Origin of the sequence: Chryseobacterium sp. S0630 (genome assembly GCF_024158915.1) — a bacterium.
Classification (GTDB): Bacteria; Bacteroidota; Bacteroidia; order Flavobacteriales; family Weeksellaceae; genus Chryseobacterium.
This window is the reverse complement of the sequence record NZ_JAMZGF010000011.1, coordinates 49,770-63,040: the sequence shown is the minus strand read 5'-3', so window position 1 is coordinate 63,040 and position 13,271 is coordinate 49,770. Positions and strand designations below refer to the sequence as shown.

Annotated in this window: 11 protein-coding genes and 1 riboswitch; of the genes, 7 read left to right on the top strand and 4 right to left on the bottom strand. The window is 37.4% G+C overall.

What is annotated here, in order from left to right; translation table 11 throughout:
* Positions 1 to 4 precede the first annotated feature (4 nt).
* Both NK356_RS07395 and NK356_RS07390 read right to left on the bottom strand, forming a co-directional pair.
* A complete protein-coding gene (locus tag NK356_RS07395) occupies positions 5 to 211 on the bottom strand; it encodes a hypothetical protein (protein WP_081906386.1) in 207 nt (68 codons plus the stop codon).
* A 25-nt stretch (positions 212 to 236) separates the two neighbouring features.
* Complete coding sequence (locus NK356_RS07390) at positions 237 to 434, bottom strand: hypothetical protein (protein WP_034692710.1); 198 nt, start codon at positions 432 to 434, stop codon at positions 237 to 239.
* A 248-nt stretch (positions 435 to 682) separates the two neighbouring features.
* Here NK356_RS07390 and NK356_RS07385 point away from each other — a divergent pair, with 248 nt between their 5' ends.
* From NK356_RS07385 to NK356_RS07375, 3 genes are read left to right on the top strand one after another with little or no spacing between them, the layout of a single operon-like run.
* Positions 683 to 1,243, top strand: a complete 561-nt coding sequence (locus NK356_RS07385) for an RNA polymerase sigma factor (protein WP_034692708.1) — start codon at positions 683 to 685, stop codon at positions 1,241 to 1,243.
* Positions 1,230 to 1,838 (top strand): hypothetical protein, encoded by a 609-nt coding sequence (locus NK356_RS07380; protein WP_253316608.1) that lies wholly within the window; start codon positions 1,230 to 1,232, stop codon positions 1,836 to 1,838. The genes NK356_RS07385 and NK356_RS07380 overlap by 14 nt, the downstream gene beginning before the upstream one ends.
* Before the next feature lie 30 nt (positions 1,839 to 1,868).
* A complete protein-coding gene (locus NK356_RS07375; RefSeq protein ID WP_034692706.1) occupies positions 1,869 to 2,909 on the top strand; it encodes a porin family protein in 1,041 nt (346 codons plus the stop codon).
* 75 nt (positions 2,910 to 2,984) lie between these two features.
* On the opposite strand, the gene fumC is transcribed toward NK356_RS07375, so the two are convergent.
* Complete coding sequence (gene fumC / locus NK356_RS07370; RefSeq protein ID WP_253316607.1) at positions 2,985 to 4,379, bottom strand: class II fumarate hydratase; 1,395 nt, start codon at positions 4,377 to 4,379, stop codon at positions 2,985 to 2,987.
* Between the two features lie 226 nt (positions 4,380 to 4,605).
* Between fumC and NK356_RS07365 the strand changes: the two genes are divergently transcribed.
* Both NK356_RS07365 and NK356_RS07360 read left to right on the top strand, forming a co-directional pair.
* Positions 4,606 to 6,213: a fumarate hydratase gene (locus NK356_RS07365; RefSeq protein WP_034692704.1), complete on the top strand. Its 1,608-nt coding sequence runs from the start codon at positions 4,606 to 4,608 to the stop codon at positions 6,211 to 6,213.
* 93 nt (positions 6,214 to 6,306) lie between these two features.
* Positions 6,307 to 6,591 (top strand): hypothetical protein, encoded by a 285-nt coding sequence (locus NK356_RS07360; protein ID WP_170872059.1) that lies wholly within the window; start codon positions 6,307 to 6,309, stop codon positions 6,589 to 6,591.
* Between the two features lie 92 nt (positions 6,592 to 6,683).
* Here the strand turns inward: NK356_RS07360 and NK356_RS07355 are convergent, their stop codons facing one another.
* Positions 6,684 to 7,556, bottom strand: a complete 873-nt coding sequence (locus NK356_RS07355; RefSeq protein ID WP_185103630.1) for a helix-turn-helix transcriptional regulator — start codon at positions 7,554 to 7,556, stop codon at positions 6,684 to 6,686.
* A gap of 154 nt (positions 7,557 to 7,710) precedes the next feature.
* Here NK356_RS07355 and NK356_RS07350 point away from each other — a divergent pair, with 154 nt between their 5' ends.
* Both NK356_RS07350 and NK356_RS07345 read left to right on the top strand, forming a co-directional pair.
* Positions 7,711 to 9,789 (top strand): T9SS type A sorting domain-containing protein, encoded by a 2,079-nt coding sequence (locus NK356_RS07350; RefSeq protein ID WP_253316606.1) that lies wholly within the window; start codon positions 7,711 to 7,713, stop codon positions 9,787 to 9,789.
* A gap of 192 nt (positions 9,790 to 9,981) precedes the next feature.
* Positions 9,982 to 12,819 (top strand): alpha-amylase family glycosyl hydrolase, encoded by a 2,838-nt coding sequence (locus NK356_RS07345; RefSeq protein WP_253316605.1) that lies wholly within the window; start codon positions 9,982 to 9,984, stop codon positions 12,817 to 12,819.
* Positions 12,820 to 13,078: 259 nt separating this feature from the next.
* A riboswitch (SAM riboswitch) is annotated at positions 13,079 to 13,184 on the top strand.
* Positions 13,185 to 13,271 lie beyond the last annotated feature (87 nt).

Genomic DNA, 13,271 nt, shown 5'->3' with positions numbered 1-13,271 from the left:
GGAATTATGTCAGATTATCAGGATTGTATGAATCACACATTCCGTTTTCCACCAGACATTCCCTTTTTTTCAGTTCACAGGGATTGGTAGTAGGTACACTGCAACACGCATAATATCCGTTGTAATGTACCAGATACATGTCGCATAGTGGTGTGTTTCCTCCCTTAATTGTTTTCAGGTTCTCTCTTTTTAACTTTTTTAGTTGTTTCATGGTACTGTCTTAATTGAGCTTAGAATTAAGCTGGACCGCCAGTATCACACATACCCACAGGAGTCAGACAAAATGCAGAAGAGTTGCAAGGATCTACATCGGGTTTTGTACAGCATGCAGAATAGCCGTTAACCTCTATTAAGTAAAGGTTACCAAGGCATGTAAAGCCACCTCCTAATACTGCTTTTAGATTTTCTCTGTCTAATTTTTTTAGATTTTTCATGGATTTAGTTTTAAATTAATTATATCCCTAATATAGGAAAAAAATGAATACAGAATATCTTTAATTAAAATATTGCTATTCAGTTTTTTATTTAAAGGTTTTTCTTTTGTTTCTCGAAATAAAAAAGTGTGGGAATTTGTAACTCTGGACAAAAAAGATCAACTTATTGTAGTAAATAATAAAATATTTTTTTTCAAGTTGTAACCTTTTTTTGTTTTGATTGTCTTTAGTATAGAAACAGCATAAGCATGAAACTTTTGTTCGGAAATAAAAAGAATGATTTGTTAAGCCTCCTGAAGAAACAGGATCCGGCTGCACAGAAGATTTTCTATGAACAGAATGTAAAGAGATTCCTGAGTGTAAGCAAAAGCTATGTAAGCGATTTGTATCAGGCCGAAGATTGTCTCATTAAAGCATTCTGTAAAATTTTTAAGCACATAGAAAGCTTCAGAGGAGAGTCGAACCTGGAAAGCTGGGCAAGAAGAATTGTCGTAAATGAATGCCTGAATTTTATCAAGAGTCATAAAACTGTTTTCTATCTGGACGAGATTAACCAATCTTTTCATGAAGATATCCATGAAGCAGAGATTGATTGTGATTTTAATGCACAAGAGCTTTTGGATCAGCTTCCCGATGCCTACAGAATGGTTTTTAACCTGTATGTGCTGGAAGAATATTCTCATCAGGAAATTGCTGATAGTTTGCAGATTTCAGTGGCTGTCAGCAAAACACAACTGTTCAGAGCAAAAGAAAAATTAAGAAAGATCTACTTTCAACAACAAAAAAAAGTGAAAAATGAAAATGTCTAAAGATAATATTGAATTTCAGATCAAAAAGCAGATTGAGGAAAGAGAAATTGCTCCATCAAGAGATCTGTGGTCCGAAATTGAGCTTCAGAATAACAATAATAACCGTTCCAAATCAAAAATGAACTGGTTTTTAGTAGCAGCATGTTTGATTTTGACATTCAGCTTGGGAAGCGTTCTTTTTTTCCTGAATCAACCTTCCGAAACTCAGCCGGAAATTGTAACGCAAACCGGAAAAAATACTACAGAAGAAATGGTAAAAGATCCGGTTCAGAATCATGTCCCGCTGGCAGTTGAAAATAACGATAAAAAGGAGGTGAAAAAAACTCTTTCTCAGGATAAGCAAGAAGCGATTTCTCCTATGGCAATGGACCAGAATAAACTTATCCCTAAAGAAACTCTTCCTTTGAAGAAACTGGATATCACTCAGATTTCTAATCCTAAACTCATGGCAAAAGCCGATTCTATAAAAACTCCGGTTAAAAAGAAAAAATATGTAGACCCATCCACACTTCTTTTCTCAGTAGAGCATAAAGATGTTATCGAAAAAACAAAGGATGGAAGTAACGTGGCTACTATTGATTTGAATGCCAGATAACGTATCCGTAAAAATTTAAAAATTAATAATATGATCAAGAAATTAATCGTAATGGGATTGCTGTGCTCTTTTTCAGCATCATTCTATGCACAAAAGACATTCAATATTAACCTGTCTTCTAAAAAAGATACAGAGGTAAGTCCTATTGTAAAAGAAAAAGTAGAAGAATATGCTGCAAAGATCAATAACATCATTCAGGAAGAAAAAAAGCTGATGGAAGATGAACTGGTTGTTTTGCAGGCAAGAAATCTTGATAAAGCAGATTTCGACAGAGAAAAAGCTCAGATTGCAGACCGTTATTCTGAGAAAATGGATAAAAGAATTGAGGAACTTGGATTTGATCTGGATGATGTTATTCAAAAGCAGGTAAGATATTCCCTCTTGAATACCGATGTTACCTCTAAAGAAGAGCTTAAAGAAAAATTATTGAAAAAATTCCGTCCCAGCAGAAGCTTTACAGGATATTTCTCTTATGGAATCATGACACTTACAAACAGTGCACCCGATAATGTCCTGGATAAAAACATTGGATACGCCAATAACCTGGAGTTTGGTTTGAAACTGAACTATCAGCTCAGCAGAACAAGCCCGTGGGCGGTAATTTCCGGATTAGGATTTTCCTGGAGAACGGTACGGGCAGATAATAATATGCTGTTTACAAGAAGTGCAGATCAGGGAGTCGCTTTGGCGCAATACAACGGAAACCTTGATAAAAGCAAATTGAGAACCGGATATATCATGGTTCCCCTTGGGATGCAGTATAATTTCTCAAAACTTAAAAATGCCGGAATGGATATCCAGTACAGAAGCTATTATACTGGTTTTAAAATTGGAGCCAATGTTTATGGAGGGGTAAAAATGTCTACGAACAATATTGTAAAAGGAAATGATGGTGAAACCAGAGACCGCGGAAACTATCAGGTGAATCCTTTTGTGTATGGAGCGCAGATAACTTTCTCATACAACAGTTTCAGCGTGTTTGTGAAAAAAGATTTCAGCAACTTCTTTAAAGACAGTTATTTCAAAAATGATAAAGCACTGATATTTGGCTTGGCCATTGGATTAGATTAAATATATTTTGACAGTAAAATGAAAAACTCCGGAAATAGTTCCCGGAGTTTTTGCTTTGTATCAGTTATAGAATCATTATTTTAAACTTCCCACCATGTCTTCAGGTTTCACCCATTCGTCAAACTGTTCAGCAGTTAACAAGCCAAGATTAATGGCTTCTTCTTTTAATGTTGTCCCATTTTTATGGGCTGTTTTTGCAATCTTAGCTGCATTTTCATATCCGATATGAGTATTTAAAGCGGTTACAAGCATTAAAGATTTGTCTACCAGCTCTTTAATTCTTTCATGGTTTGGCTCAATACCTACAGCACAATGATCGTTGAAGGAAATACATGCATCAGCAATCAATTGGGCAGATTGTAAGAAGTTGTAAGCCATTACCGGTTTGAAGACATTCAGCTCGTAATTCCCCTGAGTTCCGGCAAATGAAATGGTCGTATCGTTTCCTAAAACCTGTGCGCAAACCATGGTCATCGCTTCATTCTGAGTAGGATTTACTTTCCCCGGCATAATAGAAGATCCCGGTTCATTCTCAGGAATATGAATTTCCCCGATTCCGGAACGTGGACCAGAGGCCAGTAATCTCACATCCTGAGCAATTTTATATAAAGAAACAGCCAGTTGCTTTAATGCTCCGTGAGATTCCACAATCGCATCATGCGCAGCAAGGGCTTCAAATTTATTTTCTGCGGTAACGAAAGGATGATTGGTAAATTGGGCGATATATTCAGCTACTTTTACATCATAACCGTTAGGCGTATTTAATCCTGTACCTACAGCAGTTCCTCCTAATGCAAGCTCAGAAAGGTGAGGTAATGTATTTTTTAAAGCTCTCAATCCGAATTCCAACTGAGCTACATATCCTGAAAATTCCTGTCCAAGAGTAAGTGGAGTGGCATCCATCAGGTGAGTTCTACCAATCTTTACAACATCTTTGAAAGCTTTTGACTTTTCAGCCAACGTATTTTTTAATTTTTCCACGGCTGGAATAGTTACTTCCACCACTTTTGTATACGCAGCGATATGCATCGCAGTAGGATAAGTATCATTGGAAGATTGGGATTTATTCACATCATCATTCGGGTGAATTTCAGATTTTTCACCTAATGTACCTCCGTTATTCACATGAGCTCTGTTGGAAACAACTTCATTCACATTCATGTTCGACTGAGTTCCGGAACCTGTCTGCCAGATTACCAAAGGAAACTGATCGTTAAGTTTTCCTTCCAGAATTTCATCACATACCTTAGCGATCATATCTCTTTTTTCTGCAGAAAGTACTCCCAGATCAGTGTTGGTATAAGCAGCAGCCTTTTTCAGATAAGCAAAAGCTTCGATAATTTCATGTGGCATTGAACCTTCAGGTCCTATTTTAAAATTGTTTCTGGAACGTTCCGTCTGTGCACCCCAAAGTTTATCTGCAGGTACCTGCACTTCTCCCATGGTGTCTTTTTCAATTCTGTAATTCATAGTGGTTGAAATTTGTATGATCTTTTTATTTTAAGCCATAAAAATTGTAAACATTATTTATGTTTGATGAAAAAAATAATGTTTTGGCTTTGTTTATTTAGCTTCTATAAAGGTACTTATAAACTCAGAAACCTCCAATTTATAATCATTATAAATATCAATATAAATGACTGATTTTACTCATATTTTTTTAAAGGAGGCGTACTTTTGTACAAACAAAAATTGAATGGATTTTAGATATCAGGATCCGTATCCTATTCAGAAAGATGATACGGTGTACAAGAAGCTTACATCAGACTATGTAAAGGTTGAAAAACTAGGTGAGAGAGAAATTTTAACAGTAGACCCGAAAGGATTGGAACTGTTAGCTGAAGAAGCGATGGCAGATGTTTCTTTCATGCTTCGTTCTTCGCACTTAGAAAGCCTTAGAAGAATTATTGATGATCCTGAAGCTACAGATAACGACAGATTTGTTGCTTACAACCTTTTACAAAATGCTGCAGTAGCTGTAGAGGGAGCGCTTCCTTCGTGTCAGGATACTGGAACAGCTATCGTAATGGGAAAGAAAGGAGAAAATGTATACACAGGAGTGGATGATGGAGAATACCTGAGCAAGGGAATCTTCAATACGTATCAGAAAAGAAACCTAAGATATTCTCAGGTAGTTCCTTTGACGATGTTTGATGAGAAGAATTCGGGATCTAACCTTCCTGCACAGATCGATATCTATGCTAAAAAAGGAGATTATTACGAATTCTTATTCTTGACAAAAGGAGGAGGTTCTGCGAATAAGACATTCTTATATCAGAAAACGAAATCCTTATTGAACGAAAAATCTCTTGAAGCATTTGTTAAAGAAAGAATTTCAGACCTTGGAACAGCTGCATGTCCACCATATCACTTAGCATTGGTAATCGGAGGTACTTCAGCAGAAGCCAACCTTGCAGCAGTGAAAAAAGCATCTGCAAAATATTACGATAATCTTCCGACAGAAGGAAATGAGGCCGGACAGGCATTCAGAGACCTTGAATGGGAAGCTAAAGTTCAGAAAATCTGTCAGGAAAGTGCTATCGGAGCTCAGTTTGGAGGAAAATATCTTACACACGACGTAAGAGTGATCAGACTTCCAAGGCATGCTGCATCTTGTCCGGTAGGAATGGGTGTTTCCTGTTCCGCAGACAGAAATATCAAAGGAAAAATTACAAAAGAAGGAATCTTCCTTGAACAATTAGAGCAGGATCCAAAAAGATTCTTACCAGATACTCCTCCACATTTAGAAGAAGCTGTTGAGGTTAACCTGAACAAGCCAATGCCTGAAATTCTTGCTGAACTTTCCAAATATCCGATCAAAACAAGATTAAAACTGAACGGAACACTGATCGTAGCGAGAGATATTGCTCACGCAAAAATCAAAGAAATTATCGACAGCGGGAAACCAATGCCTGAATATTTCAAAAATCACCCAATCTATTACGCTGGACCTGCAAAAACTCCGGAGGGAATGGCTTCAGGAAGTTTCGGACCTACTACTGCCGGAAGGATGGACGTTTACGTAGACGAGTTCCAGAGCCATGGTGGAAGTATGATTATGCTGGCAAAAGGAAACAGAAGTAAAGATGTTACCAATGCATGTCACAAATACGGAGGTTTCTATCTTGGATCAATCGGAGGACCGGCTGCTATTCTTGCGAAAGACAATATTGTGTCTGTAGATGTAGTAGACTTCCCGGAATTAGGAATGGAAGCGGTAAGAAAAATTGAAGTAAAAGACTTCCCTGCATTCATCATTTCCGATGATAAAGGCAATGATTTCTTCGCAAATCTGGCCCACTAATTAGTTTAAAATTAAAATAAATAAGAAAATAGAGCGCTGATCTTTTGTGTAAAAAGGAAAAAAGTTCTATTTTTGCCTAAAATCTTTAAGAGAATGATAACGATATTATCAGCATTTTGGCCGTTCTACCAGTTCCTTTGGACTATATTCTTCATTACTATGTTCTTAGTAGGATTCTGGTGTATTTTTATGTTCTTCGGATTAGTAATCCCAATGTGGCTAACTGAAGGTTTGAAAGAGTATTTCGGAAAAGTAAAGCCTTTCGATCCTGAAGATATCAGAAGAAAGCTTATTTCTGAGCAGGAAGGTGTAGAAGTTATCTATAGCGAGCCTAAAGGAAACGGACCTTTCCTTCACGATCACGGACATCATCATTAATTGATTGTCATTGCTTTTTCACCTGAATTCTGAAAAAGTAATATCAAAGCAAAACAACATATATAAACCGCTTAAGCAATTAAGCGGTTTTTCTATTTATTATTCCTCAGACTTTCAGGAGATACCCCAAATTTCTTTTTGAAAGCGCGTGTAAAGTTCTGGAGGTACTCATAACCGCATTCAATAGCAATCTCTTTGATCATAATTTCTTTATTAGTGATCAGTTTCTTTGCTTTCAACATTCTGAGCTCCGAAATATAATGAGCAATCGTTGTATGGTACTGAGTTTTAAATTCCTTTCTGATGATATTCTGGTTCAGACCAAAATATTTTCCTATTTCTTCCGCTTTTATATTCCTGTGATAATTCTCATCAATGAATTTCCTGATCATTTCGGGAGTCTTTGGAGTATCCTCGAGAATGTTTTTCTCATTAAATTGCTCAAAGATCAGGATAAGAAGTTTGATAATCTTTGCTTCTATAAATAACTTCTGCATGATTCCTTTCTTATTATAATCCAGAATCTCTTTTACAATCATATGCATCTCAACCGTCATATCCGGCGGAGTTTCTTTATGAAGGAATATAAAATTATTATGGATCATGTTTTCCAGAATCTCAGCATTCTCACGATTTAGTTCCGGATTGATGAGGTTAAAAATATATTGATAATTAATCTGAATCTGGAGATACCTCAGAATTTCCTGATTTTCTGTCCATAGTTCAGCAATACTTTCTTTAGGAGAATAATGGAGGATATATTGATTTTTCTTGAATAAAAACTGGGTGCCGCAATCATGGCCTTCTAAATTAATGCCATCACTCAACAGGAAAATAAGATTAAAACTTGACTTCCCCTCCAGCATATGAGACTTGAAGGATTGATCAGGACACAGGTCTTCCTGCATGATGATTTTGATGTCCTCGGATATGAACAAATGTCCACTTTTTGATTGACTCCTCATACAACACATTTTTACAGCCATGGTACAACTTCTTAAGATAAAAGTCCTTCGCAGGATAACCAAAAGTTCGAAAATGATAACTCGGGGTTAATAATGTGAGGTACTTTTGCGCAAAATTAAATTAAATTTAGAATAATTAAAAATAATATTTCATATGTTTAAAGATTTACATTTTGCAATTCAGAAAATCAGAACGGGATTAGTGCTGCTAACCGTTGCTGGAAGCTATATGTATGCCCAGCAATGGGAAAATGTAGGAGGCATTCAGGATGTATCTGCAGGAGGAAGCAGTTTTAACAATCTTGTTATTGATAACTCAGGAAACTATTATCTGTCATATTATGATGTTTCAGTAGCTAAAGGCTCCGTTCAGAAATTTAACGGGAACTCATGGTCTTACTTAGGGGGAACACCCGGAGTTACTACAGGAACTGCCACTTACAATTCCTTATCTATAAGTCCAAACGGAAACAGTATTTATTATACCAATCAGCTTGGTTATCCAGGCTCCGGGATGGAAGTACGTTTATTTACAGGCTCTTTATGGTCTCAGCTTCCTAATGCTACAGACAGCTCGGTAAATTATCAGGCTTCTGCAGTATCCTCAGATAATATTATATTCACTTATGGATCTTACGGTTCCGGAACAGTAAAAAAATATTCCGGAGGTGCATGGGAACAGGTAGGAAATGCAGGTTTTTCAGGAGGTGCTGAATTTGCTGAAATGGTAATAGGAACCAATAATACGGTGTATACCTGCAATGTTTCCGGAGGGATAAAAGTATATCAGAACAGTACGGATGCAAGTTCAACACAAAACTGGAGTTTGGTAGGAGGAGCGGCAGCTGATGCTTCTTCGTCAGGGGAACAGTACAATGCTGATATTGCTTTGGATGGGGCGAACAGAATCTATGTAGCGTATGTATCCAACTCTTGGGGAGGAAAAAAAGTGAATGTCAAGAAATTTGACGGAAACTCCTGGGTACAGGTTGGAAATGCCAACTTTTCAGAGGGAAGAGTACAGCATGTTGCGTTAGCCGTAACAGAATCCGGAAAACCTTATGTAGTGGCCAGTCGTTTTGAAAATGATAACTTCCTGAGAAATACGGTTTATAAACTAGATGACACTCAGAACTGGGCTCCATTTGGAGGAGATTTTGTTTCAGATGGCGAAGCAAAATACAATGATTTGGCAATAGATAAGGCACAAAATTATCTTGTTTTGGCTTATTCTGACAATACAACAAAGGTGAAAAGAATTTCTCTGAACCTTAATCCACAAACATGCAGCAATACAGATCCAGGAGCCAATGTAGGTGATATTGGTTGTGTAAGTTTTATGTATCGCGGACAGCAGGTTGCTTATACGACGGTAAGAGGAGCAGACGGAAAAATCTGGCTTCAGCAGAACCTTGGAAGTACGCAGGTGGCTTCATCAGTAGCGGATGCGAATTCTTATGGAGACCTTTTCCAATGGGGAAGATGGGATGACGGGCATCAACTTAGAAGTTCTCAGATCGTGCAGGCACCATCACCTAACACTCCGGAAGGAACAAGTACCACCGTGGGTGGCTATGTTGCAGGATCTCCGGCATGGTGGGCAAATTTTGCAAGTGGAGATACATGGAATGAGACATCACTTGCAGATGTAAATGCTTCTGCAGGTATAGATCCTTGTAAAGCAATAGGTGCAGACTGGAAAATGCCTTCTCAGGCAGACTGGACAACTTTAATAGGAGCAGAAAGTATTTCTAACCCTACAGCTGCTTATAACAGTCATCTTAAATTACCTGCAGGAGGTTATAGAAGCTCCAGTGATGGGAACTTTACTTTTGTAGGGCAAAGAGGGTATTTCTGGAGCTCTGATACATCAAGTTTAGGAGGGAAATATCTGTATATCGGATCCACGATTGCCAATCCATCTGCTGGTGCTATGAGAGGGCAGGGTGCTTCAGTAAGATGTATCAAGCCTACCTCTTCTTTGAGTACTTCAGAAACCAAACTGAATCAATCTGTAATTGGAATGTATCCTAACCCTACAAAAGGAATTCTTATGGTTAAAGCTGATTCAGGAATTGAAAAAGTAAATGTTGTCAACGCAGTAGGACAAAGAATGAATGTACAGTTCTCAGATAATCAGATCAACATGACTGAACTTCCTTCAGGATTGTATATTGTAGAATTAAAATTAAAGAATGGACAATCCATTTCTAAAAAGATTATAAAAAATTAAGCGAAATTCAATACCAAAGATTTTTGCCAAAAGGAATTAGTTCATTACAATTACTTTTATTGGAAGGCTCATGAAATTTCATGAGTCTTTTTTTATTTTGTTTTTCCCGAAAAATGGAAATATTTAACAAAAACTGGCTCAAAATAAAGGTTATGAATAAAAAATAACACTATATTCGATAAAAAATAAGACATGAGAAAATTTTATTCCGTTGTTTTTCTGCTGATTACAATGTACGTTTTTGGGCAGATTAACTATACAATTTCTCCTAATCCATTCAATGAAACAGATGCCATTACGCTTACGGTTCCTGGGGATCAGATTGATGAATCTGCATGGGGAGTTTCCAATAATGCCATTTATATGTGGACCTGGTCGTTTGATACCAATTATCAGAATAGTCAGAACTGTCCTACTAATGGCAGCTGGAATAATTCCAATGATTTGAATAAGCTGAATTATAATGCTGCAACAGACAGCTATTCACTTACTTTTACTCCAACAACATTCTTCGGAAGAACAGGAATCGGAAGATTTGGATTTTTATTAAAAGATAAAACAGGTTCCCATCAGACTTCACCTGACATTTTTGTAAACGTAGGGACTTTAAGTTTAAGCCTTACCAATCCACTGGCCAATAGCCTTACTACTGTTCCTGTTGGGAATTCTATCAATATTACAGCTACAGCCAATAACAATGCTATATTTCAGTTAAAAGCCAACGGAGCTGTTATTAATTCTACAACAACTCCTTCACAATCTTATTCTTATAATTATACAGTCACTCAGGATGCCAGCATGGAGCTTGTAGCAACACAGGGAACCAATTCTAAAACGGCAACATTTATCTTACAGGTTCCTAGAAATGTGGTTTCTGAAGCAATACCAAACTGGATCAGACAGGGAATCAATTATCACCCCACAGATCCTACCAAAGTGGGATTAGCACTATATGCTCCGGGCAAAAGCTTTGTACATGTCATCGGAAGTTTCAATAACTGGGCGGTGAATGATACTTATTTAATGAAAAAAGATACCACAAATCCTGATCTGTACTGGATTGAGCTCAATGGAATCACTCCTCAGCAGCTGTATACCTTCCAATACAGAACCAATGATTTGAGGAAAGTAGCAGATCCTTATTCTCCACAAATTCTATCTTCTTACGATGATCAGTGGATTTCAGCTTCTACTTATCCGAACTTACCAGCATTTCCTGCCGGACAGGGTTTTGAAGTCTCAACATTTAAAACCGGACAGACCGCTTATAACTGGCAGGTAACCAATTTTCAGAGACCTGCAAAACAAGATCTGGTAGTCTATGAATTATTATTGAGAGACTTTACACAGGAAAAGAACTGGCAGTCGTTGATTGATAAAATCCCGTATTTAAAGAACTTAAAAATCAATGCTATAGAATTGCTTCCCATCATGGAATTTGATGGAAATCTTTCATGGGGATACAATACTTCTTTCCATTATGCCTTAGATAAAGCGTATGGAACTCCGGAAAAATTCAAAGAATTTGTAGATCTATGCCATCAGAACGGAATTGCAGTGATTCTGGATGTGGCTTTTAACCACGCTACAGGACGTTCTCCTTTAGTAAGACTTTGGAATGTAGATCCGGATGGCGATGGCTATGGCGATGTTGCACCGAACAATCCTTACTTTAATCAGGTTCCGAAACATTCTTACAATGTCTTCAATGATTTTAACCACACAAGCCCTTCAACGCAATATTACGTTGAAAGATGCCTTCAACAATGGCTGACAGAATACCACATAGACGGCTTCCGTTGGGATTTAACCAAAGGGTTTACGCAAAGCTGTTCTGAAAACGATGAGGCCTGTACCAATGCCTATCAGCAGGACAGAGTGGATATCATGAAAAATTATGCTGACAAACAATGGGCCATTGACCCCAATTCTTATATGATCTTCGAACACCTGGGAACAGATGCAGAAGAGCAGCAATGGGCCAACTACAGAATTGCAGAAGGAAAAGGAGTTATGCTTTGGAATAAACAGACAGACCCTTACAATCAGAATACAATGGGATATCAGGAAAATAGCAATTATGACCGCATGAATCACAGTCTTCACGGCTTCACCAATATGAGTGCTGTAGGCTATGGAGAAAGCCATGACGAAGAAAGATTGATGTTTAAAAACCTTGCCTATGGCGCAATCAATGGAAGTTATAATGTGAAAGATCTGAATACCGCTCTTGAAAGAATGAAAACTTTCGGTGCAACCTTCTTTACCATTCCTGGTCCGAAAATGATCTGGCAGTTTGGAGAATTAGGATATGAATTCAGTATCAACAGATGTGCGAATGGTACTATAGACAATGGATGTAGAACCGATGAGAAACCTGTTGCATTCACTTTAGGATATGATACCAATGCAAACAGAAAGGCAGTATATGATACATGGGCAAAAATCATCAATATCAGAAATACCCATCAGGTTTTTAAATCTAAAACCTACAGTATAGAATCCAATAACCTTACGAACGATCCTACCGGCCTGATCACAAGAATTTATGTGTATGATGCCGCTATTACAACAGGAATAAAGAATGTGGTAGTGTTGGCCAATTATACTACTTCCGCGCAGAATGTTGTGCCTTATTTTCCTTACACAGGTCAATGGCAGAATCTGATGGACAACAGTATTTCGAATATAGCTTCCACAACAACTCCGATCACTTTACAGCCAGGAGAATTCAGGATCTTTGGAAATTATGCTGGCGCTCTATCAACTGTAGATACCAATGCGGCCAACAAATTATCCCTTCAGATTGCAGATAATCCGGTTCGAAACGGAATCGCTAAACTGGTTTTCAGTAAAGCAAAAAATGGTGAGATTTCAATTTTTGATATGACCGGTAAAAGAATGGATTCTTTTAAACTGGATAAAGAGAACGGAGCTTATAATATGAAAGTTAGTTATCCGGCAGGAACCTATCTGGTACAGCTGAAATCAGATACAGGAATAGCCATTCAAAAGATGATGATTCAATAAAAAAAAATTATAAAGTTGTTGATTTATAGTGTATTGATCCATTAAGAGCTATTTGAGAAATAAAGTATCGTTAAGATGGATCATTCTGATTTTTAAGCTTAAAGCGAAGCTTATCTTAATACTCTTAAACTCTTATTAAACCTTAATGGTTCAAAAATAAAAGTGTAAACAAGTTCTATAAAATAATAAAAGGCAAATTTGCAGCAGAGCAGATTTGCCTTTTTTTGTACATTTAAAAAAATAGTCTACTTTTGCAGTAGATTTATCAAGAAAGGTGGAGGGATTTGGCCCGGTGAAACCTTAGCAACCTACACGTTTCCAGGAGTGTAAAGGTGCTAATTCCAACCCTTTGGGGGAGATAAGTGAAGTCAATACTCTATATGAATTCCATTTCTTGATGTCTTGTGTATCTGCGGAAAGATCCGTCAGATTCGTATTATTAATTGGCAAGA